We start from the raw sequence: 22,879 nt of genomic DNA, 5'->3' as shown, positions 1-22,879 counted from the left end.
TCGAGTCTAGGCGGCGGCACCGACATCGCGGTCCGCGTCGGGGAGGGATACAGGCGACCGCCCGCACCCCTCCCCCGGTCAGGCGGTGCGGTTCCGACGGCGCAGCGCGAGGACCCCGGTCGTGAGGAGCATCAACGCGAGCGCGGTGGCGGCCACCGGCAGGTCCGCTCCGGTCGCGGCCAGCCCCTCGCCCGCGGCGGTGACGCGCAGGTCAGCCCAGCCGAGGAGCGTCCCATCCGCCGCGTAGACCGCGATGCGGTGCGCGCCCAGCGGCGCGTCCACCGGAACGGTGACCGTGAGGGCACCCGTCGCCGAAAGCGTCCCCGCAGCCAGGCGGACCGGGACGGAGTACATCCAGACCTCCGCCCGCGCTCCCGCGGCATCCGCGCCGACCGTGACGGTGACCCGCTGCCCCGGTGCGGCCACCGCCGGATCGACGGTGACGCCGCGGCGGTTGCCGTCCACGAGCTCCGTGCCGGGAAGCGGCGGGTTCTCCGCACCAGGGTTCTCGCCACCAGGGTTCTCGCCGCCGGGGTTCTCCCCACCGGGGTTCTCGGCGCCTGTGCCGCCCGGCAGCGTGCCGGTGCGCAGCGCCTCCGAGGCGAAGCCATCGGCGAACCACCACACCGGACGCTGTCCGTCGACCGCGAGCGACGCGGGAGCCGTCGCGAAGCCCTCGTTGTTGATGTCGGGCATGCCGGCGGGCCGCGCGTAGTGAGCGATCCCGGGCCGCGCGGTCCCGTTCAAGGTGAGCTCGGCGGAGCGGCCCTGGCAGCCGTCGTCGCACACCGCCCACAGGGTGCCTCGGACGTCATCCCAGTCGAGCGCCATGACACCGGTGAGCCCGGGGGAGATCTCGGAGACGAGCGTGGCCGTGCCGTCCGCGGCGAGCGCGAAGGCGTAGACGTGCCCGTTGTCCTCCACCGCGACGAAGAAGAGGCCGTCGCCGTGTCCCGGATGCACGGCCGGGTCGTAGGCGGTCCCGGTGGTGTCGTCGAAGAGTTTTCCGTTCAGCGCACTGTCCGGCACCCACTGCACGGCCTCGATGCCGAGGTTCGCGCCGACCGCCGGGAGCATCGCCGTGAGATCCCATTCCCGCTGCGCCACGAGATCGCCGGCCGCCGCGTCCGGATCGACCCGCAGCAGCACGTTCTGGTTCACACCCTTGGCGCTGTTGTCGCGCTCGGACGCCACGTAGACCAGGCCCCTCCCGTCGACCGTGATGCCTTCGGTGTCCGGCCCTGCGGCGCCCGGGTTCCCGGTGTCCTTGGCGAAGCGCACACGCTTGCCCTCGTCCCAGCCCGCGGCCTTCTCCACCGAGCCGTCCGCGTGGGCCTCGAGCTTCCAGATGCGCCCCTCGCCGTTATCCACGGCCCAGAGGAATGCCCCGTCCGCGGTCTCCTGCACGTCGAGGCCGGAGCTGTCCTCGAGGAACGTCGGCACGTCGTCGAGCACCCGCACTTCGGCCGACCCCGGCCAGGTGCCGACGGTGACCTCGCCCGCGCACACGTTCGGCGCGCCCTTCGTCGGCGTCGCGGTCGCCGCGAAGGCTCCCGTGGTGTCAGGGCAGCGGCCCCAGGAGGTCGCCGCGTGGCCCTCGCCCCAGGCGGTCTCGTCGATGAGCAGCTCACCGTCGAAGAGGCGGACGGCGTCGCCCGCGCCCAGCCCGAAGCCGAGGGCCGAACGCTCGATGACGAAGAAGCCTCCGGCCGGGATCGTCGTGCCGACGGGAACGGTGTAGGCGTGGGCGTCGTCGTCGTCCTTCACGACGACGCCACCGATCTCGAGCGAGGCGCCGGTCGGGTTGACGAGCTCGATCCAGTCGTCCGGCGCGCCGCCGTCCGACTCGACCTCGTTGATCCGCACCGGGTTCCCGCAGGCGTTGCGCTGGCCCTTCGTCGCTGCCGGCGCGTCGACGAACGCGCCCGTCCCGTCGGCGCAGCGTGCCCAGACGCCGTCGGCGTGCGCGGAGTAGACGTGCTCGTCGATCATGAGTCCGTTCGCGTCCCGCAGCGTCACGGTGTCGCCGTTGCCCAGCCCGAAGACGAAGTCGGCGGGCTGATCGAAGACCCGGTATCCGCCCGGAGGCAGCAGCGTCCCCGCCGGCAGCGGCGTCGTCTCCGAGGCGTGTCCGACCGGATCGCCGTCCATGACGGTCCAGCCGGACAGGTCGACCGTGGTGCTGCCGGTGTTCACGACCTCGACCCAGTCGGTCGCGTCCCCGTTGGACTCGATCTCGTTGATCGCGACATCAGGGAGGACGCAGGAGTTCACCGCTCCCGGGGTCGCGTGCGCGAGCACGAAAGCGCCGGTACCGTCCGGGCAGCGCGCGAGCGTGGCGGCGGCGAAGTCCCCGTCGATGGCGGCGTGTCCCTCCCAGGGCTGCGTATCGTCGACGAGCGTGCCCGCGGTGTCGAAGAGGCGGATGCGGTCGGCGCTGCCGATGCCGATCGGGTCGCGGAACGCCGCCTCCACGCCGTCGACGAGCCCGATCGTGCCCTCATCGACGACGAGAAACGCTTCTGGTTCGATCGTGGTGCCCGGCAGGAAGCGCCACCGGTGGTCATCGGAGTTGTCGCGGATCTCGTACCCGGAGACATCGAGCGCCTCCGTCCCCGGGTTGTGGAACTCGACCCAGTCGGCCGGCTGCGAGTCGACCTCGTTGATGCGGATCGAGCCCGCGACCGACGCGACCTGGCAGTCGTTGGGCGCGCCCGGTGTCGCCGCCGTGGCATGCGCCCAGTCGCCCGTCCCGTCGGGGCAGCGCGCCCAGACCGCCAGCGGCGCGGTGTTCGCGTAGGCGTAGGAATCGACCTCGACCCCCTCCGGGTCGTGGAGGACGACCTCGTCCCCCTTGCCCAGCCCGAAGGCGAAGTCCACGTCCTTCACCAGGACGAGGAGCGCGCCCGGCGCGAGCACCGTCCCGGCCGGTGCCGCGCCGAAGCTGTCGCGCTTCTCGTCCGAGACCCGCCAGCCGGTCAGGTCGACGCTCGCCGAGCCCGCGTTGTAGATCTCGATCCGGTCGGCGAGCCCGGTCGCCGCGTCGTCGTAGACGATCTCGTTGAGGACGAGCCCTGCTTCGGCGGTCGGCGCGGGCTCGCCGGGAGGGATGGCACCGGAGGCGGCGACGGGGGCGGCGATCAGGGCGGCGGCGCTCAGCGCGCACGCCGCCGTGACTGCCGCCACGGAGTGCAGTCGGGGCATGGGGGCTCCTGGAAGATGGCTCGACTGAGCGCAGACGGGTACCCGTCCAGACCACCGCTGCCGCATGGCCGTCCGTCGACCCGTCGGTGGACGGCCGGTGAACGGTCGGTGGCGTCTTCCTCGGCCCTGCCGGTCAGGCGATGCGCGTACCGGGCGGCAGCCGTCGCGCCGGCGTCCGCGTCCGTGCCCACGCTCCCGCGAACAGCGCCCCGGCGAGCACGACCTGCACCCCGAGCCCCACGAACCAGCTGGGCACGGTCTCGTCGATCACCTGCTCAGCCGTCTGGGAACCGCTCTCCGGGTCGCAGTCGTCCCATCGCTGCTCCAGCGGCGAGAGCTGCGCGCTGCGGACACCGAACTTGATCTGCCCGTACAGATCGACCGGGTACCCGCTCGTGTTGAACTCGGTGGGGGTCGCGTCGGCGAGCACGACGAACGGGTTGGCGGCGAGCGCCCACCACACGAGGTCGAACCGCGGCGCCTCGTACGTGTAGCTGTCCCAGCTCTCGCAGTCCACGTTGCCGTTGCTGTCGTAGGGGCGGCTGTAGGTGGTCGCCTCGCTGCGCACGGCCAGGCCGCCGAGTGCGAAGACGATGATCGTGCCGATGACGAGCGCCGACACCACGAGGTAGGTGGACGCGACGGAGAACAGCGGCCGGGCGATGAGGCCGCTCAGCCCCACGCCGATCGCGGCGACGATGATGATCTCGGCGGCGAGGACGAGCAGCGCCACGAACAGCACGATCGGATCGGTTCCACCCGCCAGCAGCGACGCCGCGAGGAACGGAACGGCCACCAGCAGGAACGCGCCGCCCGTCGCGATCGCCGCGAGGAGCTTTCCCAGCATGATGTCGCCGGTCGACGCCGCGGTGACCTGGATCGGCGCGAGCGTGGCCGCCTCCCGGTCGCCGTTGATGGCGTTGCCGCTGAGCGTCGGCGAGACGAGCACGACGAGCAGCAGGACCACGTTGACGACGATGGACGACACGCCGGCCCCGACGTCCTCCCCCCAGGAGTACACGGCGAACGACAAGCCGGTGACGCCGAGGAGCACCAGCGCGAAGACGCCGAGGAGCACGTACCAGCCGACGCTCCGCAGCCGCTGGGTCAGTTCGAGGCGCGCGATGACGACGATGTTCGCGAGGCTCATGCTCCCGCCTCCGTTCCGTGGGGTGCCGCAGGCGGCGGGGGTGGGGTCGTCGCCGCGGGCGGCTGCGGGTTCCGGAGCGCGAGGAAGGTGTGCTCCAGGTCGCTCTGCGCGGGTGCGAACTCCGCGACGGGCAGCCCCGCCTCCACGAGGAGACGCAGCGACTGGGCGGCGGCGTCTTCCCCGGGGAAGCCGACGAGGACGGCGCCGCGGTCCACGACGAGGGACTCGGGAGCCAGCCCGAGAGTCGACGCGACCTGCCAGGTGTCCGCGGTCAGGCGTGCGGGGGTCGCGCCGGCGAGCCGCACCCGCCAGGCGCGGACCGCGCTCTGCGCCGGAGCGGCGTCCACGACCGCCCCGCCGACGAGGAAGACCGCGTCGTCGACGACCTCCTCGAGCTCGGACAGGACATGGCTGGAGATCAGGACCGTGCGTCCCTCGGCCGCGAAGCGGCGCAGCAGCACCCGCAGCTGCACGCGGGCCTCGGGGTCTAGGCCGGAGGCCGGCTCGTCGAGGAGCAGCACCTGCGGGTCGTGGACCAGGGCGCGGGCGAGGCCGAGCTTCTGCTTCTGCCCGCGGGAGAGCACCTTCGCCGCCGAATCCGCGAGCTCCCCGAGACCGACCAGGCCGAGGAGGTGCTGCGCCCGCCGCTCCGCGTCCGCGCGGTCGATCCCGTAGAGCCGGGCCGTGGTCACGATCGTCTCGCGGGCGGTGAGGGAGGGCCAGGCGCCGAGGGCGTCCGGCATCCACCCCAGCACCCGACGGGCGGCGAGCGGGTCGGCCTCGGGGTCGATGCCGCCGATGCGGATCGAGCCGCTGTCGGGGGCGAGCAGCGAGGCGAGCATCAAAAGCAGGGTCGTCTTGCCCGCCCCATTCGGGCCCACCAGGCCCGTCACCCTTCCCGCCTCTGCGCGCAGCGTGGCCCCTCGCACGGCCTGCACGTCCCCGAACGCTCTACTGACGTCGTCCACCACTATTCCGGTCATGCGGTCAGTCTGGCATCGCCGGGCGCGAGCGCCGGGGACCTCCGGGCTGATGCCCAGCCGCGCCGCCCCGCGGGTGACACAATCGCAGTATGCGCACGATCCTCAACATCATCTGGGTCATCCTCGCGGGCTGGGCGCTCTTCCTCGGCTACGTGCTGGCCGGCCTGCTGCTGTGCATCCCGATCATCACGATCCCGTGGGCCATCGCGTCGTTCCGCATCGCCGCCTACGCCATCTGGCCCTTCGGCCGCGAGGTCGTCAGCAAGCCGACGGCCGGCGTAGGTTCGTTCCTCGGGAACGTGCTCTGGGTCATCCTCGCGGGATGGTGGCTCGCGCTCGGTCACATCGTGTCGGGACTGGCGCTGTGCATCACCATCATCGGCATCCCCATGGGCATTGCCGACTTCAAGATGGTCCCGGTGTCGCTCATGCCGCTCGGTAAGGAGATCGTCTCCACCCGTCAGGGCGCGTTCGACCGCACGCTCTGACCCCGGCGGGTCAGCCGCGGAAGAACGCGACGCCGAGATCGGGGTGGTCGACGAAGACGCCGTCCACGCCCTGCCGGGCGATCACGCCCCACTCCGCCTCGTAGTGCCCGAACGCGCTCTTGCCTCCCGGCCCGCGGTGGGGCGCCGCGAGGAAGGCGTTCTCCGGCCGGCAGGTCCAGGTGAAGACGGTCAGACCGCGGGCATGGGCGTCGGACACCAGCGTCGTCCCCGGAACGAGGAGCATCTTCTTGTCGACGCTGATCCCGTCGACCCGCCCGACCAGACGGTCGAGGTTCTCGGGCACCACCGTCTCCGGGTAACTCAGGGCGGTTGCTCCCTCCGCGACGAGGAGATCGTACGGCTGTCCCGCCGCCTCGACGAGGTAGACGAAGCTCGCGGCGACGCCCGCGGCGCGGAGCTGTCCGAGCACGGTCGATTCGAAGCTCTCCACGATGAGCGGCAACTCCCCCACCGCCCACCGCGCATCCCGCAGCTCCTGCGCGATGAGGGGCGCGAGGTCGAGCCCGATGCTCGCGAAGTGGGTGGCGTGTTTGACCTCGAGCACGACGCCGATCTCCCGCCCCTGAGCGGCCGCGGCCGCCCGCACCAGGTCGAGCACGTCGCGCAGACGCAGGATCGGCTCCGCGCCGTCGAAGGAGGCGCTGGACGACCGGATCTTCGGCAGCCGCTCCCGGCACCGCAGCGTGGACAGTTCCTCCCAGGTGAAGTCCTCGGTGAACCAGCCGGTCAGCGCGGCGCCGTCCACGCGCCTCGTCGTCCGGCGGTCGGCGAACTCCGGGTGATCGGCGACGTCGGTGGTGCCGGAGATCTCGTTCTCGTGCCGCACGACAAGGACGCCGTCCTTGGTGGCGACCACATCCGGCTCGACGGCGTCGACCCCCATCGCGAGGGCGAGCTCGTAGGACGAGCGGGTGTGCTCGGGGCGGTAGCCGGGAGCGCCGCGATGCCCGATGACGAGCGGGGATTTGCTGGGCACGCTCACAGCGTAAGGCACCCCGGGAGTGTCGCCGCCCGGGTATCGTGGAGGAAAGCGACCTACGACCCCCCTTTGGAGTGAGGCCCACCTGATGAGCAACTTCGCCTTCAACAATCCTGCTTTCCAGCAGCAGGACCCGCGCAACGTCGCGACCTACCCGGGTGCCCCCCAGGGTGCGCAGGGCGCACAGGCCGCGTCGCTCCAGCACGGTGCGATGGATGCCGCCGCCAACGCGCAGCTCGAGGGCATGTACGCCGCCCCCGCGGCCGGCGCCCTCGAGACCGACCGGATGTCCGTCGAGGACACCGTGTGGAAGACCGCCGGCCTGTTCGGCATCCTCCTCGTCACCGCCGCCGTCGGCTGGGTGCTGACGCTCGGCGGCCTCGACGTGCCGCGGTACGACCCGTACAACCCCGCCGCCGTCAACGTGCTGCCCTGGGCCCTCGGGGCGCTCGGCGGCTTCGTGCTGGCGATGGTGATCACCTTCACCTCGCGCAAGAAGGTCCGCCCCGCGCTGATCTTCGCCTACGCGGCCTTCGAGGGCCTCTTCATCGGCGGCATCTCGGCGTTCTTCGAGGTCCGCTGGCCCGGCATCGTCTTCCAAGCGACGCTCGCGACCGTCTCGGTCGTCGGCGTGACCCTCGCCCTCTTCGCCAGCGGCAAGATCCGCGCCTCGAAGAAGGCGACCAAGATCTTCATGATCGCGATGATCGGCTACCTGGTCTTCTCGCTCCTGAACCTCGTCCTCATGTGGACCGGGATCAACGACAACGCCTTCGGTCTCCTGAGCATGAAGGTCATGGGCATCCCGCTCGGCCTCATCATCGGCGTCCTCGTCGTGATCATGGCGGCGTACTCGCTGGTGCTCGACTTCGACCAGATCCAGCAGGGCGTCCGCAACGGCGCTCCGCGCAAGTACGGCTGGCTCGGCGGCTTCGGCATCATGGTCACGGTCGTCTGGCTCTACGTCGAGATCCTGCGGATCATCGCGATCGCCCGCGGCAACAACTGACGCGATACGGCACCACGAAAGGCCCGTCTCCCTGCGGAGGCGGGCCTTTGCCATATCCGGGACGGTGCGCGCAAGGGGTTGGCACGCGGTCCGGCGACCCGCCACAGTGGATACCACGAAGCCCCGGCACCCCGGGGCTCCTGACCCAAGGAGCTGACCATGAGTTTTCTCGGCTTTCTTCTTCTCGGCCTCATCGCCGGAGCCATCGCGAAGCTGATCCTGCCCGGCAAGCAGGGCGGCGGATGGTTCATCACCCTGCTGCTCGGCGTCGTCGGCGCCCTGCTCGGCGGCTGGCTCGGCAGCCTGATCCTCAACCGTCCGCTCACGGAGTTCTGGGACCTCGGCACCTGGCTCCTGGCCATCGGCGGTTCGATCATCGTGCTGCTGATCTACGGCCTCATCGCCGGCCGCAGCCAGCGGGTCAACGACTGACGCAGACCCCACTCGACGCGCTCCGCGTCACCCACGCCCGTCCCTCACGGCTGCGAGAGCATCCGTGAGGGGCGGGTCTTTTTCGTGCCGCTGCCGGTCAGCCCTCGGCTCCACGTGCCTTGCGCTCCAGGAGTCGGCGTTCGCGGTCGTTGCCGGCCAGCCCTGCGGCCACCGCGAACTCGCTGCGCGCCTCACTCTCCCTGCCGAGCCGACGCAGCAGCTCGCCGCGCGTGGCCGGGAGGAGATGGTACCCGCGCAGCACCCCGGACGCGCTCAGCTCATCGAGCAGCCGCAGGGCGGAGGCAGGCCCGGTCGCCATGGCCACGGCGGCCGCGCGGTTCAGCTCCACCACCGGAGACGGGGTGAGCCGGCCCAGTGCCTCGTAGAGCACGACGATGCGATCCCAGTCCGTCTCCTCCACGGACGGCGCGACGGCATGGCACTCGGCGATGGCTGCTTGCAGACCGTACGCCCCGCGACCCCGGCCGAGTCCGTCCGCCGTCGCCAGAGCCGCTCTCCCCCGCGCGATCCGGCTGCGGTCCCAGCGTCCGCGGTCCTGATCGGCGAGCAGCACCGGGTCCCCGTTCCGGTCGGTACGCGCAGGGAAGCGGGCGGCCGTGAGCTCCAGGAGCGCGAGCAGGCCGTGCACCTCCGGCTCCCGAGGCTGCAGCGCGGCGAGCACCCTGGCGAGCCGGATGGCCTCGTCGCTCAGCTCCGGCCGCATCCACTCCGGACCGCTGCTGGCTGCGTGAGCCTCGTTGAAGATGAGGTAGAGCACCCCGAGGACCGCACCGAGCCGCGCCGGATGCTCGTCCCGCGGTGGCACCTCGAACGGCGCGTGCGCGGCCGCCAGCGTCTTCTTCGCGCGCACGATCCGCTGCTGCACCGTGGCTGTGGGGATGAGGAAGGCGCGGGCGATCTCCCCGGTCGACAGACCGCCGACGACCCGCAACGTCAGGGCGACCTGCGCCTCCCGCGAGAGCACCGGGTGGCACGCGATGAAGAGGAGGCGCAGCACGTCGTCGTCCACCGCGTCCGGATCCCACGGCAGGTCCGGCACCTGCGCCTGCTCCTGTTCGAGCTCGTGCGCGATCAGAGCGAGACGATCGTCCAGCCGCTCGCGGCGGCGCCACCCGTCCACCGCCTTCCGCTTCGCCACGGCCGTGAGCCACGCCGCGGCGTTGCGCGGGACCCCTTCGACGGGCCATTGCCGCAGCGCGGCGACAAGGGCCTCTTGCGCCAGATCCTCCGCCAGGCCGAAGTCTCCGACCATCCGCGTCAGCGTGCCGACGATGCGCGCGGACTCGATGCGCCACACCGCTGCGACAGCCCGCTCGGCCGCCTCCTGCGCAGAGGCGGCCGAGGTGGTCCCCGGGTCCGAGGAGCCGTCCATCAGCGGAGCGGCCTCACGCCTGCTCGGTACGGCGAGCCTGCTCCTCCCGCCAGCCCGCCTCCTTCTCGATCCACTCGTTGTCGGCGGGGAAGTCCTCGGGGCCGGTCACCCGGCGCACCTCGAGGAACGACCCCGGCCCCAGCGGCGCCCGGCTCGCCCACTCGGCGGCCTCCTCGCGCGAAGACACCTCGATGATCCAGAAGCCGTTGAAGAGCTCCTTCGTCTCCCCATAGGGGCCGTCCGTGAGGAGCGGCTTCTCGGCGCTGAAGTCGATGACGAAGCCCTCCGCCGCGTCGGTCAGGCCCTCGCCGGCGACGAGGACGCCCGCCTTCATCATCGACTCGTTGTATCGGCCCATGGCCTCGATGACCTGCTCGAAGGGCATCTCCTGGTAGGCCGCCACCGCGTCGTCGGTCGCGCGCATGATGAGCATGAACTTCATGATGTTCTCCTTGTTCCGAAGGGCCGTTCCTCGACCCTCTCATCACAGACGTCGAACGGGAACAGCGGAGATCGACATCGGGGTGGAACGTCTTTCGTTGACTTCTCGAGGACGCACTGAAGGCATAGAGTTTCAGTTCACACCCTTTCAATGGAAATTGTTTTCCAGATCGGACGAGACTCGATGAAGAGACGCATCGCGGCCACCGCCGCTGCCGCCCTGCTCCTGCTGGCGCTCCCCACCACCGCCGGAGCGGCCCCCGACGAGGAGCCGTTGACCCGGTACGTCAAGGACACCTCCGGCGCCTATGGCTACAGCACGGAGCCCGTGTACACCTATCCGGGATCCGGAGAGCAGGTCGCCATCCCCACGACGCTGACGCCGGAGAACCGCCGCTTCTCCAGCGCCTGGGTCGGCACGATCGGCAACCTGAACTTCGGCAAGCCCACGGATGCAGCGGACTTCGACGCCCGCTACGCGACGGTGCTCGACGACTTCGCCTCCTGGAACATGAACGCCGTGATCTTCCAGGTGCGTCCGCTGCTGGACGCCTACTACCCCTCGGCGCTCAACCCGTGGTCCGAGTTCCTCACCGGCACCCAGGGCGCCGATCCCGGGTACGACCCGCTGCAGCGCATGGTGGAGGCCACGCACGCGCGCGGCATGGAGTTCCACGCCTGGCTGAACCCCTACCGTGTGACCAACACCAAGATGACGTCTCCCGCGATCCTCACCGCACTCGGGCTCACCGCGGACGAGGTGAAGGCGCTCTCGATCCCGCAGTACATCGCGGCGCTCAACGACGCCGGCATCCTCGCCGACGACAACTTCGCCGTGCAGCACCCCGACTGGGTGCTGTCGTTCGAGGAGAAGCTGTTCCTGGACCCGGGCCAGCCCGAGGTCCCCGCGTACGTCGCGGCCACCGTCGCCGAGATCACGGAGAACTACGACGTCGACGCCATCCACTTCGACGACTACTTCTACCCGTACCGGATCACCGTCGACGGCCAGAACGTGTTCTTCGGCGCGCAGGGCGAGGACCGCGCGACCTTCGAGGAGTTCGGCCTCACGGCGGGCTACCCCGACACCGTGGACGGCATCGAGGCGTGGCGGCGCGACAACATCACGCGTCTCATCACCCTCGTCGACGACGCGATCGCTGCCGGCAACGCGGCCCGCGGCACCGCCGTGCAGCTCGGCATCAGCCCGTTCGGGATCTGGGAGCACGAGGCGCTGGACCCGGCCGGATCCCACACGCCGACCAGCTCGTCACAGACGTACAGCCAGGCGGTCTTCGCCGACACCCGCGGGTGGGTCCAGGACGACCTGATCGACTACATCGTGCCGCAGATCTACTGGAGCTTCGACCAGGCCGCCGCCCCCTACGGGGAGCTCGCGCAGTGGTGGAGCGACGTGGCCGCCGGCAGCCGCACCCAGGTGTACGTGGGGCACGCGCTCTACAAGCACGTGAACAACGGCGGCTGGGAGCAGGCCTGGATGAACCCGGAGGAGGTGCCGAACCAGATCCGGTACAACCAGAAGCTCGACGGCATCGAGGGCAGCGTCCTGTTCAGCTACAACGACATGAAGCCCAGCGATCTGAGCTCTCTCCCCGCCGATCAGCAGCCCAAACACCAGGCCAAGAACACCGCGATCGAGCTCCTCGAGGGCGAGGCCTTCGCCCACCCCACGCTCGTTCCGGCCAAGCCCTGGCTCTCGGACGGACAGGTGGCCACCCCGGCGGCCCCCGAGGTCATCGACGGCGAGCTCCGCTGGCAAGCCGGGGACGCGCAGGAGGCCCGCCAGTATGCGATCTATCGCGGAACCGGTGATCCAGCGCAGATCGTCGCCACGCCGGGCGCGCTGGTGGACACGGTCTGGGCAGGCGGCGCGGCGTCGTTCCGCTTCCCCCTCCCCGCCGACGATGCCCCCACCGCCGCGCGCGCTGCGACGGAGACCTGGGTGGTGACCGCGCTGGATGCCGCCGCCGTCGAGAGTGCGCCGGTGGCTGTCGCCGTGGACGAGCCGGTGGACCCGACCGACCCGGGGACTCCGACGGATCCGACCGGACCGACGGACCCCGGCAGCCCGTCGAACCCGGGCGCTGCGGGTGAGGACGGCGTCACGGCACCCGGGGGCGGGGCCACGCGTGGCGAGCGCGGTGATCTCGCGGCGACGGGTGGCGACGCCCCCATCGTCGCTCTGGTGCTGGGCGGCCTGCTACTGGCCGCCGGCGCCGTCACCACGGTCGTGGCCGCACACGGGCGCCGCACGCGATGACGCCATCGACCGCCGGGGGGCCGCTCGCGACCTCCCGGCGGTCGCGACGGTCGCGTTCAGCGGCGCCGGGACGGAGCCTGCACGACGGCGGCGATGGTCGTGGCCAGCGCCTCCATCGAGCGCTCGGGACTCCACGCCGCCGCGACGGCCGGCGCCTCGGCACGCAGCGCCGCCAGACGGTCCTGGTCGGTCAGCAGCTCCCGGAGCGCCTCCCCCAGCGCCTCCACGTCGCCCGCGGGGACGAGAACCCCGCCGCCCGCACCGAGAACGTCGCGGATGCCGTACCGCACGTCGTAGGACACCACGGGGGTGCCGTGCAGGAGGGCCTCGACGATGCCCAGCGGCTGCCCTTCGAACGCCGTGGAGGTGACGAGCACGGATGCCCGATCGAGAACGGTGGCCGGATCCGCGGTGTAGCCGCAGAGACGCACGCGGTCCGCGGCGTCGAGCTCGGCGATCAGTGCCGCCAGCCGCTCCTGCTCTGCTCCCGTGCCCCAGATCTCCATCCGGGAGCCCGGCACGTCCGCCTCGATGAAGGCACGGATGGAATGGTCGATGCGCTTGCCGGCGGCGAGGCGCCCCAGCACGACCACGAGGCCCTCCTCGCGCAGGTCGTCACGGCGCTCGACCGGCGCGATGGGGTTCGGCACCACGACATGGTTGGCGGCCTCACCGAACCGCGCCACGACGTCGTCCCGCTGCGTGGCCGTCGGCCAGATGACCGCGTCGAAGCGGTCGGCCAGCCGGAACCAGCGAGTCCAGAGCGTGTTGAGGGTCGCGTCGGGCGTGTAGGGCGCCTCCACGTGCATGGTGTGGATGGGGTGCAGGATGCGGACGCGCGGGTCGACCCAATCGGCGATCAGCTCACCGAGCTGGCGGGACTCGCAGATCACGACGATCGGACGGTCCCCCACCGCCGCGGTGACGTGCCCGAGCCAGGCACCGTAGAGTCCGCGGAAACCGTGCAGCGCACCGACGACCACGCCGGCGCCGTCGTACACCAGCACCGGTTCATCCGTCAGGTGCCAGTCGGGGTTGCCCGGGATCACCGGGAGCGCCGCGAAGGGGCGCCCCTCGGGGTCCGCGAGCACCCGGTACTCCACGTCGGGGTCGGCCGCCACCGCAGCGTCGGCCGCGTCTCGCAGCCAGGAGGCGGCTCCGCCCTCCGGCGCGACCGCCTCGTCGAAGAGGTTCCGCAGGCGATCGCGGGCGGTGAGCGCGCCGCGCTCGGTGAACACGCGACGGTGCTCGGCGTGCTCGGCCGCCGTCCCCGGGTCGAAGGTCAGCAGCTGCGGACCCGCGCCCTCCCCCGCCCCTGCGGCGGCCAACAGCCGGGCGCGCGCGAGCGTGGCGATCGTGTACCCGCCGTCCAGCCCCGGGATCAGGCGGCTGGACAGCACCAGGTACTCGGCGTCCGGGAGGACAGGCGCCGAGACCGGGGGCATCGTGCCCCCTACTCCCACTCGATCGTCCCCGGCGGCTTCGACGTGACGTCGAGCACGACGCGGTTGACGTCACGGACGCCGTTCGTGATCCGGTTCGAGATCTTCGACAGCACGTCGTACGGCAGGCGCGTCCAGTCGGCCGTCATGGCGTCTTCGCTGGAGACCGGACGCAGCACGATCGGGTGCCCGTAGGTGCGGCCGTCCCCCTGCACGCCCACCGAGCGCACGTCGGCGAGGAGCACGACGGGGCACTGCCAGATCTCCTGATCGAGGCCGGCCTTGGTCAGCTCCTCGCGGGCGATGGCGTCGGCCTCACGCAGAATCTCGAGACGGTCAGCGGTGACCTCACCGATGATCCGGATGCCGAGGCCGGGCCCCGGAAACGGCTGGCGGCCGACGATCGCCTCGGGGATGCCGAGCTCGCGACCGATCGCGCGGACCTCGTCCTTGAAGAGGGCCCGCAGCGGCTCGATGAGCTCGAAGTCGAGGTCGTCCGGCAGCCCGCCCACGTTGTGGTGCGACTTGATGTTGGCGGTGCCCGCACCGCCACCCGACTCCACGACGTCCGGGTAGAGCGTGCCCTGCACGAGGAACTTCACCGGGGCGCCGCCGTCGGCCTTCGCCTCCTCGACGAGGTCGAGCTGCACCTTCTCGAACGCCCGGATGAACTCGCGCCCGATGATCTTGCGCTTCTCCTCCGGGTCGGTCACGCCCTGGAGGTGACCGAGGAAGGTCTCGGCGGCGTCGACCGTGATGAGCCGCACGCCGGTGGACTCGACGTAGTCCTTCTCGACCTGCTCGCGCTCGCCCTTGCGGAGGAGGCCGTGGTCGACGAAGACCGCGGTGAGCTGGTCGCCGATGGCCTTGTGCACGAGGGCGGTCGATACGGCGGAGTCCACGCCGCCGGACAGCGCCGAGATGACCCGGGCGTCGCCGACCTGCTCGCGGATACGCTCGACCTGCTCGGCGATCACGTTGTCGGGGTTCCAGTCGGATGCCAGACCGGCACCCTTGTGGAGGAAGTTCTCGAGCACACGCTGACCGTGGTCGGAGTGCTTGACCTCGGGGTGCCACTGCACGCCGTAGAAACCGCGCTCCTCGTTCGCGAAGGCGGCGACCTTCGTGGCCTCCGTCGTCGCGAGCACCTCGAAGCCCTCCGGGGCCTTCGCGACCTGGTCACCGTGACTCATCCACACGTTCTGCTCGGTCGGCTGCCCGCTGAGCAGCGTGCCCCCGTCACCGGAGATGACGGCATCGGTCGCGCCGTACTCACGGAGGCCGGTGTGCGCGACCTCGCCGCCGAGGGTCTGCGCCATGTACTGGAAGCCGTAGCAGATGCCGAGCGTGGGGACGCCGAGGTCGAAGACCGACGGGTCGAGCTTCGGTGCACCCTCCTCGTACACCGAGGACGGACCACCGGAGAGGATGATGGCGACGGGGTTCTTCGCGGCGATCTCCTCCGCGGTGGCGGTGTGCGGCACGATCTCGCTGTAGACCCCGGCCTCGCGCACGCGGCGGGCGATGAGTTGCGCGTACTGGGCGCCGAAGTCGACGACGAGCGCGGGGCGCTGCTGGGTCTCGGACTGTTCGGTCAACGGACACCTTCCGGGGCGATCGCGGAGGCCTCGGCGGCCTCCCTGGTGGCGAGATAGGTCTTGACTTCACGGGCGACGACCGCCTCCATGAAGAACGACAGCAGCGGCACGACGCCGCCGAGCGCGAGCAGGATGAACCGCGGGAACCGCCAGCGCATCAGACTCCACATGCGGAAGCACGCGAAGAGGTAGACGACGTAGAACCAGCCGTGGGCGACGAGGATGAACAGCGAGATGTTGAAGCCGTCCCCGAGGGAGGTCATCTCGCAGGAGTTCGTCCACGGCGCGAACAGCGACCACCACTGGCAGTCCGGTCCGGCGATGACGCCGGCGAACCAGAGCGGGCCGCCCGACCCTCCGGCGAAGAGCTCGAGGTGGATCGGCGTGTACTTCAGCACCATCTCGGCGAGCAGCAGGAGCAGCATGACTCCCGTGATGATCGACGCGATCTGGTAGAACTTCAGCGCACCGCGGATCGCCGGAAAGCTGGCGACTTTCGGTTCGGGCATGCCCCCAGTCTAGTCGGCGGGGCGCGCCACCCCGACCCCGCGGAAACGACGGAGGCCGCCGGGTCGCCCCGACGGCCTCCGCCACGTCATCCGCCGATCGGCGTCAGAACCATCCGGTCAGGAGGTCCCACAGCCAGTCGACGATGTCCTTGATGATCCCGCCGATACCGCCGGCCCGGTTGACGGTCACGGTGGCCGTAGCCTCGTCCCCGTCCGCCTGCGCCACCGCGACGGTGTACTTCCCGGGCTGGGCGTTCTTCGGCACCGTCACCGAGGTGCTGAACGTGCCGTCCTGACGGACCTGCACCGTGCCGACCTCGACGCCCTGGCCCTTCTTCGGGCGGAGCTCCACCGTCACGGTCTCGCCGGGTTGGTAGCCCTCGCCGGTGATCGCGAGCTTCTTGCCCGCGGCCACCTTCGAGGAGCCGAGCGCGATGGTCCCCGCGAACTCCTCCTCGCCGGCGATCGTGAACGGCACCTGCACCGTGGTGCCCGTCGCCGGGACCTCGACCGTGAGCTGCTGCTCGCCGAACACCCCGGACGGCACCGTGAAGGTGAGGGTGGCGCGCCCGCCCTCGTCCGTGGTGTCCACGATGGTCGGGTCGACCGTGCCAGCCGCGAGCTGCGTGTCACCGAGCGACAGGGTGACGGCTCCCGGAGCCGCCTCGCCCCCGCTGAAGGCCAGCGAGGAGAGGGAGACGGTCACCTGGTCGCCCGCGCGGTAGCCGTCGGCGTCTGCCGGGCTGACCGTCACGCCGACCGCACGCTGGGCGAGGTCGGGCGAGGCCGTCTTGTTCGCGTCGAACCAGTCGACCATGGACTGCAGGTCGATCTTGCCGGTGTCCCGCTTGCCCGCGCCCTCCTTGAAGGTGGCGAAGTTGTCGCCGCCCGCAGCGAGGAAGGAGTTCGCCGCCACCGTGTACTCCCCGTTCGGGTCGATCGCAGTGCCGTTCAGCGTGATCGAGGTGATCCGCGAACCCGCGGCCGCCGTCGGGTCGTAGGTGTAGACCAGCCCCTCGGAGACGCCGAGCTTGAGGAACGGTCGCGCCGATCCGGCCGGCTGCCACTGCTCCTCCAGCACGCCCTTCAGCTGCGTGCCGGTGAGGGTCAGCGTGACCAGCGTGTTGGCGAACGGCTGGACGGTCGCCGCCTCCCGGTAGGTGACGTTGCCGTTCGGATCGTCGGCGTTGCTCGACGCGTAGGTCAGGTTGGCACGGATGCCGCCCGGGTTCATAAGAGCGATGTCCGCACCCGTGGACCACTTCTGCACGTCGGCGACGAAGTTGCCGATGGTGGACTCGCCACCGCGGTTCTCCGAGCCGTTGGTCTGCCGCGCACGGTTGAAGTCGGCGGTGATGTCGCCGACCTTCACGGCGCCCAGCACGTCGGCCTCCGCCTTCGCCTTGTCGACGATCGCCTGCACCTCCGGCACCGCCGGGTACAGCGGCTTGCCCGCAGCCGTGAGGGGCTTGATCTCGTTGGTGATCGAGAGCAGCTCCTTCGTCTTCGGGTCGACCTGGATGTTCATGAGGCCGAGGTTCTCGCCGTACTGCCCCGCCGAGACGACCGGCCGGCCATCGATGACGTGGTTGTAGGCGAGGTGCGTGTGCGCCGAGACGATCGCGTCCACGTCGTCGTCGACCCCGTAGACGATCTCGCCCAGCGGCGAGTCCTCGGTGATCGCGGACAGCGCGGTGCTCTCCGCGCCTTCGTGCACGAGCAGGATCACCACGTCCGCCTCGCCGTTGGCGGGGTCCCCGTCGCGCAGGTCGTCGGCCACGGCGTTCACGGAGTCGACGATGCTGCGCACCTCGAGATCAGCGATGCCCTCGGGCGAGACGAGCGAGTCGAGGTCTTCCGTGACGGCGCCCACGAATCCGACGCGCACGCCGTCGAGCTCCTTGACCCAGGCCGGGGCCAACGCGGGCTCACCGGTCTCGGTGAGGAAGACGTTCGAGGAGATGTACTCCCAGTCCGCGCGCTCCTGCACCCGGTCGCGCAGGTCTTCCCAGCCCTGGTCGAACTCGTGGTTGCCCGCCGCGCTCACGTCCAGACCGGCGGCGTTGAGCGCGTCGATCGTGGGGTTGTCGTCGTTGATGAACGAGGTGAACGTCGACGCCCCGATCAGGTCGCCGGCTCCGGCGAAGATCGTGTTCGGGTTCGCCGCACGGAACTGCTGCACCGCGCCGGCGAGCACGGCAGCTCCCGCCGCCGCCCCGTCAGCCTCGATACGGCCGTGGAAGTCGTTCACCGTCACTACGTCGATGCTCACCGGCGGGATCTCCGAGGAGACGCCGACGAGGATCGGGTCGTGATCGCTGGACCGGTAGGGGGTGCCCTCCTCGGCGGCGCCGAACGCATAGCCGCGGTCGCTCCACTCGGGGGAGTTGATTCCCCACACACCGGCGCCCGTGATCGACGGGACGAGCGAGGGCGAGGCGATCACGTGGTCGAGCGAGCCGAGCTCGCCGTCGAACGTGTAGGTGTACTGACCTGCGGCCTTGTCGGCGGCGACGTCGCTCCACCCCTGCGAGGTGAAGACGTCGATCGGGTCTTCCTGCCCGTAGGCGTTGAAGTCGCCGATCAGCAGCATGTCGCTGCTGCCGCTGCTCTCGGCCAGCTCGTCGGTGAAGTCGAGGACGGCCTGCGCCTGCTTCACCCGGTCGGCGTTGAAGAATCCCTGACCGTCGGCGGGCTCGGCCCCGGCGCCCTGCGGCGGGGACTTCGACTTCAGGTGGTTGGCGACGACGGTGACGACGCGGCCGTCGATGTCGAACGCCTGGGCGATCGGCTCGCGGGCGTTGCCCCACACGGACTCGTCGGTGACGGTGGCGCTGTCGCCCACCGTGCTCACGGCGTCCTTCTTGAAGATGATCGCGTTGGTGATGTAGTCCGTGGTCGCCGGGTCCTGCAGAGCCTCGGGGGTGCGCACGTAGTCCCACACGTCGGAGCCCGCGTCGGCGTTGAGGCCGGCGACGAGGTCCTTGAGGGCGGTGTCGACGGGCTTGCCCAGCTTGACCGAGTTCTCGATCTCCATCAGCGCCACGATCTCCGCGTCGAGGCCGTTGATGGCCGAGACGATCTTGGACTTCTGGATCGCGAACTGGGCCGCGTTCGCCGCGCCGCGGGCGTCGGCGTCCTCGCTCTTCAGCGTCGTGAAGTAGTTGTAGACGTTGAACGACGCCACCTGCGCATCACCGCCCACCTCCGGAGCCTCCGCGGGGCGCGGGTTCGTCGCCTCGAAGGTGACCTTGCGCTCCGCGGGGGAGGCGTCGTCGATCGGGACCACCGGCTGCAGACGCCAGTCGTCGAAGCCCCACTGGAGCACGTAGCCGTTGGACCCGAAGTCGACGGTGTCGCCGTTGCGGACCACCGTGTCCTCCGTGAAGTACGGCTGCTGGCCCGGGTGGCCGTTGTTGGTCACCTGGATGGACCAGGCGTCGTCGAGCAGGATGCGGTTGGCGCGGTTCTCGGCCGCGATGGCGGCGGCGTCGGCCCCGGGACGCGTGGTCTCGGTGCTCTTGACGTTGAGGTCGTCGCCGGCGTTCAGCCACAGCGCCCCGTAGTTGTAGAGCTGGTGGCTCGACGCGAGCCGGTACGTGCCGGTCGGGGCGACGTACATGTTCTCGTACTGCTCGCGGTCGGCACCGCGCACGGTGTCGGGGAGCGGCGTGAGCGCGGGCACGCCCACGCCGGCCGTGACCACCGAGACGTCCGCGACCGCGGCAGGGGCGATCTGGGTCTGACCGTAGTACTCGCTCACCGTGCCGGCCACCGAGACGAGGTCGCCGATCTCGAGCGTGGGCGCGAGCGCGTTCAGGAACACGAACACGCCGTCCGAGGCGCCCGGGGTCGCGTCGGTCTCGCCGCCCGAGCCCTGCGTCTGGATCACGATGCCCTTGTAGCCGCCGGTCCGGTGGTCCGCCGTGACGACGCCCTCGACGCGGACGCGCTGTCCGGCGAGCGGCGAGACGTCGCCGGTGCCCTGGACCTCCGCGATGGTGGCGGCCTTCGGCTCCGTCCCCGGCTCCTCGCCCGGGTCGGTGCCGGGATCCGTGCCGCCGGAGTTCTGCGGGGTGATGGTCGCCGACAGTGCGAAGTCGGCCTTGTTGTCGTCCGCGTCCGCACCGTCCGTGCGATTCAGCGACCGGACGTCGGTGTTGCTGGTGGGGGCGGTGGCCGCCGCCGTCTCGAAGGTGTTCGAGGTGCCGTAGCCGAGGAGGTCGATCACCCCGTCCACGCCGACGGTCGAGCCGGGGGTGAGGGTCACCGCCGCGGTGCCCTCGACGAGCGCCAGGGTGCCGTTGGTGCCGCTCGGGCTCAGCGTCGTGGTGGCGTCGGGAGTGGGCAGCGCGGCGCCGTTGGTGCCGTTGCTGTTCGCCTGCACGAGGAAGTAGCCGCCCGCCGGGATCGTCCCCTTCAGCGGTGCGACGCCGTTGAAGGCGCCGGTCCCGGCCGCGGAGCGGTACTGCAGGGACATGCCGTCGAGCGTGACGGGCGCCGTCGTCGGGTTGTAGAGCTCCACGAACTTGTTCGTGAACGCCGCCCCGGCGCTGCCGCCGGACAGATAGGCCTCGTTGATCACCACCCCGGTGCCCTCGGTGTTCGCCGATGCGGGCGCGGCCACCAGCGAGCCGAGACTCAGGGCGGCGACGCACGTCGCGGCGAGAGCGCCCACGCGCCCTCGGATTCTGCGGTGCGAGACGGGGGTCAGGGTCTCCCCGTGCTCAGGAGCGGACATCATCGGTGCTGTCTCCTCGATCGTGTTCCGGCGCTGCTCAGGACGCTGTCATCGCACACATCGGGAACTCCCAGTGTGCGCACATGGAGCGAGCATACGGAGCGGTTCGGACATCCTCAACGGAGTTTTCCCATTGGTCATCCAGCGCTCACCGAATGGCCGCGACGCCCCCTGACGAAGGTTCACACGCCGGCCCCGCGGCGCGCAGAAGCGCAGCGCCCGTCGCGCGGATGCGCAGTGGTGTCAGACGGCCGCTGACCCCTCGGCGTCCTCGAACTCCTCCACCTCGCGCTCCCAGGCGTCCTTCGCCAGGCGGTACCAGAGGTAGAACGCGAAGCCCGCGAAGATGACCCACTCGGCGGCATAGAAGACGTTGAGCCAGTTGACCGGGGACTGCTCCTCCGGCGCGGGCGAGGCGATGTCGTCGAGCCCTGCCGTGGCGGTCGTGGAGGCGAGATACGGACGGTAGACGTCGAGCTGCTCGATGTCGTGCCAGCGGCTCAACAGAGCGGCCGGGGACATCCGGTCCATCTGCTCCGGATCGGAGCGCGGAGGCACCGACGGACCCTCATCCGAGATGACGCGACCGGCGACCTCGACCACGCCGCCGTCCGCCTCGGCTTCCAGACGCTCCACGGCGGCGTCGGCGGCCTCGCGATCCGGCGCCCAGCCGATGGCGACCGCCAGCGAGACGCGCTCGTCGACCCGGAGCTGTCCGGTGACCCAGTACCCCTCGGCGCCGTCGTTGAAGCGGCTGCCCACGACGAGGAAGTCCCCGGGGACCCAGACGCCCTCCGTCTCCACGCGCTGCCCGACGAGGGGCTCGGGGAGGTACTCCCCCGGCTGCACGACCTCGTCCAGCGGCCGGACCTGCTCGGTCGCCCCCGGCGCCGGTGGATCGGTCTCGATCGCCCGCTCCAGCTGCCATTGGCCGAGCCAGGCGAACACCCCGGCGACGACGAGGCACAGCAGCAGCATCGCGATCCAGCGTCCCCGCAGCATGACCTCACGAAGGGTCGGCGGGAAGGGAGCAGGTGCGGTCACGGTGATGCGGAGACCTCAGGCCTCGTACGGGGCCAGCACGACCTCCACCCGCTGGAACTCCTTGAGATCGGAGTACCCGGTGGTGGCCATCGACTTGCGCAGCGCGCCGATGAGGTTCGCGGTGCCGTCGGCGACCGGCGCCGGACCGTAGAGGATCTCCTCCAGCGTGCCGATCCCGCCGACCTCGACGCGTCGTCCGCGGGGCAGCTTCGGGTGGTGCGCCTCGGGGCCCCAGTGGAATCCCTGGCCGGGAGCGTCCGTCGCGCGAGCCAGGGCGACCCCGAGCATGACGGCGTCTGCGCCCATGGCGAGCGCCTTCACGATGTCGCCGGAGGTGCCGACGCCGCCGTCGGCGATCACGTGGACATAGCGCCCGCCGGACTCGTCGAGGTAGTCACGGCGAGCCGCGGCCACATCGGACACCGCGGTGGCCATGGGCGCGTGGATACCGAGGGTGGCCCGGGTGGTGGACGCCGCGCCGCCGCCGAAGCCCACGAGCACGCCGGCGGCACCGGTGCGCATGAGGTGCAGGGCCGCCGTGTAGGTCGCGGCTCCGCCCACGATCACCGGCACGTCGAGGTCGTAGATGAACTTCTTGAGGTTCAGCGGCTCCGCCACGCTCGACACGTGCTCGGCGGAGACGGTCGTGCCCCGGATGACGAACAGGTCGACGCCGGCCGCGGCGACGGTGTCGTAGAACTCCTGCGTGCGCTGCGGGGTGAGGGAGCCGGCGACGGTGACGCCGGCTTCGCGGATCTCGGCGAGTCGGCGGGTGATGAGCTCGGGCTTGATGGGCTCCGAGTAGAGCTCCTGCATGCGCACGGTCGCGCGGTCCTCCGCGAGGCCGGCGATCTCGGCGAGGAGCGGCTCCGGGTCCTCGTACCGGGTCCAGAGCCCCTCGAGGTCGAGCACCCCCAGGCCGCCGAGCTGCCCGAGCATGATCGCGGTGCGCGGGCTGACGACCGAGTCCATCGGCGCCCCGAGCACCGGGATCTCGAAGCCGAAGGCGTCGATCGTCCATGCGGTGGACACGTCCTCGGGGTTCCGCGTGCGCCGCGAGGGCACCACCGCGATGTCGTCGAACGTGTACGCGCGACGCGCGCGCTTTCCTCGGCCGAGCTCGATCTCCATGGTCACCCGTCCAGCCTACCCGGCGCCCGGCGG

Annotated in this window: 16 protein-coding genes; 4 read left to right on the top strand and 12 right to left on the bottom strand. The window is 70.9% G+C overall.

The window, feature by feature from the left end; translation table 11 throughout:
- Positions 1–78: 78 nt before the first annotated feature.
- The 3 genes from M4D53_RS12245 to M4D53_RS12235 form a co-directional block, all read right to left on the bottom strand.
- Positions 79–3,204, bottom strand: coding sequence for a lamin tail domain-containing protein (locus tag M4D53_RS12245; RefSeq protein WP_259954261.1), 3,126 nt, complete (start codon positions 3,202–3,204; stop codon positions 79–81).
- A 133-nt stretch (positions 3,205–3,337) separates the two neighbouring features.
- Positions 3,338–4,354: an ABC transporter permease gene (locus M4D53_RS12240; protein ID WP_187663448.1), complete on the bottom strand. Its 1,017-nt coding sequence runs from the start codon at positions 4,352–4,354 to the stop codon at positions 3,338–3,340.
- Positions 4,351–5,337, bottom strand: a complete 987-nt coding sequence (locus tag M4D53_RS12235; RefSeq protein ID WP_259954260.1) for an ABC transporter ATP-binding protein — start codon at positions 5,335–5,337, stop codon at positions 4,351–4,353. Before M4D53_RS12235 ends, M4D53_RS12240 begins: the two co-directional genes overlap by 4 nt.
- Positions 5,338–5,426: 89 nt before the next feature.
- Here M4D53_RS12235 and M4D53_RS12230 point away from each other — a divergent pair, with 89 nt between their 5' ends.
- Positions 5,427–5,825 (top strand): YccF domain-containing protein, encoded by a 399-nt coding sequence (locus tag M4D53_RS12230; protein ID WP_060922036.1) that lies wholly within the window; start codon positions 5,427–5,429, stop codon positions 5,823–5,825.
- Positions 5,826–5,835: 10 nt separating this feature from the next.
- Here the strand turns inward: M4D53_RS12230 and M4D53_RS12225 are convergent, their stop codons facing one another.
- On the bottom strand, positions 5,836–6,822 hold the full coding sequence (locus M4D53_RS12225) for a glycerophosphodiester phosphodiesterase family protein (RefSeq protein ID WP_259954259.1): 987 nt from the start codon (positions 6,820–6,822) through the stop codon (positions 5,836–5,838).
- 91 nt (positions 6,823–6,913) lie between these two features.
- Here M4D53_RS12225 and M4D53_RS12220 point away from each other — a divergent pair, with 91 nt between their 5' ends.
- Positions 6,914–7,834, top strand: a complete 921-nt coding sequence (locus M4D53_RS12220) for a Bax inhibitor-1/YccA family protein (RefSeq protein WP_259954258.1) — start codon at positions 6,914–6,916, stop codon at positions 7,832–7,834.
- Between the two features lie 159 nt (positions 7,835–7,993).
- Complete coding sequence (locus M4D53_RS12215; protein WP_187663444.1) at positions 7,994–8,266, top strand: GlsB/YeaQ/YmgE family stress response membrane protein; 273 nt, start codon at positions 7,994–7,996, stop codon at positions 8,264–8,266.
- Between the two features lie 97 nt (positions 8,267–8,363).
- On the opposite strand, the gene M4D53_RS12210 is transcribed toward M4D53_RS12215, so the two are convergent.
- Complete coding sequence (locus M4D53_RS12210) at positions 8,364–9,659, bottom strand: RNA polymerase sigma factor (RefSeq protein ID WP_259954257.1); 1,296 nt, start codon at positions 9,657–9,659, stop codon at positions 8,364–8,366.
- A 13-nt stretch (positions 9,660–9,672) separates the two neighbouring features.
- Positions 9,673–10,101 carry a YciI family protein gene (locus M4D53_RS12205; protein WP_259954256.1) on the bottom strand — a complete coding sequence of 143 codons (429 nt, stop codon included), beginning with the start codon at positions 10,099–10,101 and terminating at the stop codon, positions 9,673–9,675.
- Positions 10,102–10,284: 183 nt separating this feature from the next.
- Here M4D53_RS12205 and M4D53_RS12200 point away from each other — a divergent pair, with 183 nt between their 5' ends.
- Positions 10,285–12,381: a glycoside hydrolase family 10-like protein gene (locus tag M4D53_RS12200; RefSeq protein ID WP_259954254.1), complete on the top strand. Its 2,097-nt coding sequence runs from the start codon at positions 10,285–10,287 to the stop codon at positions 12,379–12,381.
- Between the two features lie 56 nt (positions 12,382–12,437).
- Here M4D53_RS12200 and M4D53_RS12195 read toward each other — a convergent pair whose 3' ends face one another.
- The 6 genes from M4D53_RS12195 to M4D53_RS12170 all read right to left on the bottom strand — a co-directional run bounded on the left by M4D53_RS12195 (position 12,438) and on the right by M4D53_RS12170 (position 22,846).
- On the bottom strand, positions 12,438–13,826 hold the full coding sequence (locus tag M4D53_RS12195) for a glycosyltransferase (RefSeq protein ID WP_187663440.1): 1,389 nt from the start codon (positions 13,824–13,826) through the stop codon (positions 12,438–12,440).
- An 8-nt stretch (positions 13,827–13,834) separates the two neighbouring features.
- Complete coding sequence (gene guaA / locus M4D53_RS12190) at positions 13,835–15,421, bottom strand: glutamine-hydrolyzing GMP synthase (protein WP_136052711.1); 1,587 nt, start codon at positions 15,419–15,421, stop codon at positions 13,835–13,837.
- Positions 15,418–15,930: a DUF3817 domain-containing protein gene (locus M4D53_RS12185; protein ID WP_060922041.1), complete on the bottom strand. Its 513-nt coding sequence runs from the start codon at positions 15,928–15,930 to the stop codon at positions 15,418–15,420. Before M4D53_RS12185 ends, guaA begins: the two co-directional genes overlap by 4 nt.
- Before the next feature lie 103 nt (positions 15,931–16,033).
- Positions 16,034–20,674 carry an ExeM/NucH family extracellular endonuclease gene (locus M4D53_RS12180; RefSeq protein WP_259954251.1) on the bottom strand — a complete coding sequence of 1,547 codons (4,641 nt, stop codon included), beginning with the start codon at positions 20,672–20,674 and terminating at the stop codon, positions 16,034–16,036.
- Between the two features lie 240 nt (positions 20,675–20,914).
- The gene (locus M4D53_RS12175) at positions 20,915–21,673 is read right to left on the bottom strand and encodes an SURF1 family protein (protein WP_187664106.1); all 759 of its coding nucleotides are present in this window, start codon (positions 21,671–21,673) and stop codon (positions 20,915–20,917) included.
- Positions 21,674–21,730: 57 nt separating this feature from the next.
- Entirely contained in the window at positions 21,731–22,846 is a 1,116-nt protein-coding gene (locus M4D53_RS12170) for a GuaB3 family IMP dehydrogenase-related protein (protein ID WP_025103746.1), read from the bottom strand.
- Positions 22,847–22,879 lie beyond the last annotated feature (33 nt).

It is taken from the genome of Microbacterium meiriae (assembly GCF_025143875.1).
Classification (GTDB): Bacteria; Actinomycetota; Actinomycetes; order Actinomycetales; family Microbacteriaceae; genus Microbacterium; species Microbacterium meiriae.
This window is presented reverse-complemented; position numbering and strand designations above follow the sequence as displayed.

Excerpts from the sequence above, each read along its gene's own strand:
- M4D53_RS12175 (WP_187664106.1), bottom strand. The coding sequence starts at position 21,673 with ATGCTGCGGGGACGCTGGATCGCGATGCTGCTGCTGTGCCTCGTCGTC.
- M4D53_RS12215 (WP_187663444.1), top strand. The coding sequence starts at position 7,994 with ATGAGTTTTCTCGGCTTTCTTCTTCTCGGCCTCATCGCCGGAGCCATC.
- M4D53_RS12195 (WP_187663440.1), bottom strand. The coding sequence starts at position 13,826 with ATGCCCCCGGTCTCGGCGCCTGTCCTCCCGGACGCCGAGTACCTGGTG.
- M4D53_RS12205 (WP_259954256.1), bottom strand. The coding sequence starts at position 10,101 with ATGAAGTTCATGCTCATCATGCGCGCGACCGACGACGCGGTGGCGGCC.
- M4D53_RS12230 (WP_060922036.1), top strand. The coding sequence starts at position 5,427 with ATGCGCACGATCCTCAACATCATCTGGGTCATCCTCGCGGGCTGGGCG.
- M4D53_RS12170 (WP_025103746.1), bottom strand. The coding sequence starts at position 22,846 with ATGGAGATCGAGCTCGGCCGAGGAAAGCGCGCGCGTCGCGCGTACACG.
- M4D53_RS12220 (WP_259954258.1), top strand. The coding sequence starts at position 6,914 with ATGAGCAACTTCGCCTTCAACAATCCTGCTTTCCAGCAGCAGGACCCG.
- M4D53_RS12245 (WP_259954261.1), bottom strand. The coding sequence starts at position 3,204 with ATGCCCCGACTGCACTCCGTGGCGGCAGTCACGGCGGCGTGCGCGCTG.
- M4D53_RS12185 (WP_060922041.1), bottom strand. The coding sequence starts at position 15,930 with ATGCCCGAACCGAAAGTCGCCAGCTTTCCGGCGATCCGCGGTGCGCTG.
- M4D53_RS12210 (WP_259954257.1), bottom strand. The coding sequence starts at position 9,659 with ATGGACGGCTCCTCGGACCCGGGGACCACCTCGGCCGCCTCTGCGCAG.
- M4D53_RS12180 (WP_259954251.1), bottom strand. The coding sequence starts at position 20,674 with ATGATGTCCGCTCCTGAGCACGGGGAGACCCTGACCCCCGTCTCGCAC.
- M4D53_RS12235 (WP_259954260.1), bottom strand. The coding sequence starts at position 5,337 with ATGACCGGAATAGTGGTGGACGACGTCAGTAGAGCGTTCGGGGACGTG.
- M4D53_RS12240 (WP_187663448.1), bottom strand. The coding sequence starts at position 4,354 with ATGAGCCTCGCGAACATCGTCGTCATCGCGCGCCTCGAACTGACCCAG.
- M4D53_RS12200 (WP_259954254.1), top strand. The coding sequence starts at position 10,285 with ATGAAGAGACGCATCGCGGCCACCGCCGCTGCCGCCCTGCTCCTGCTG.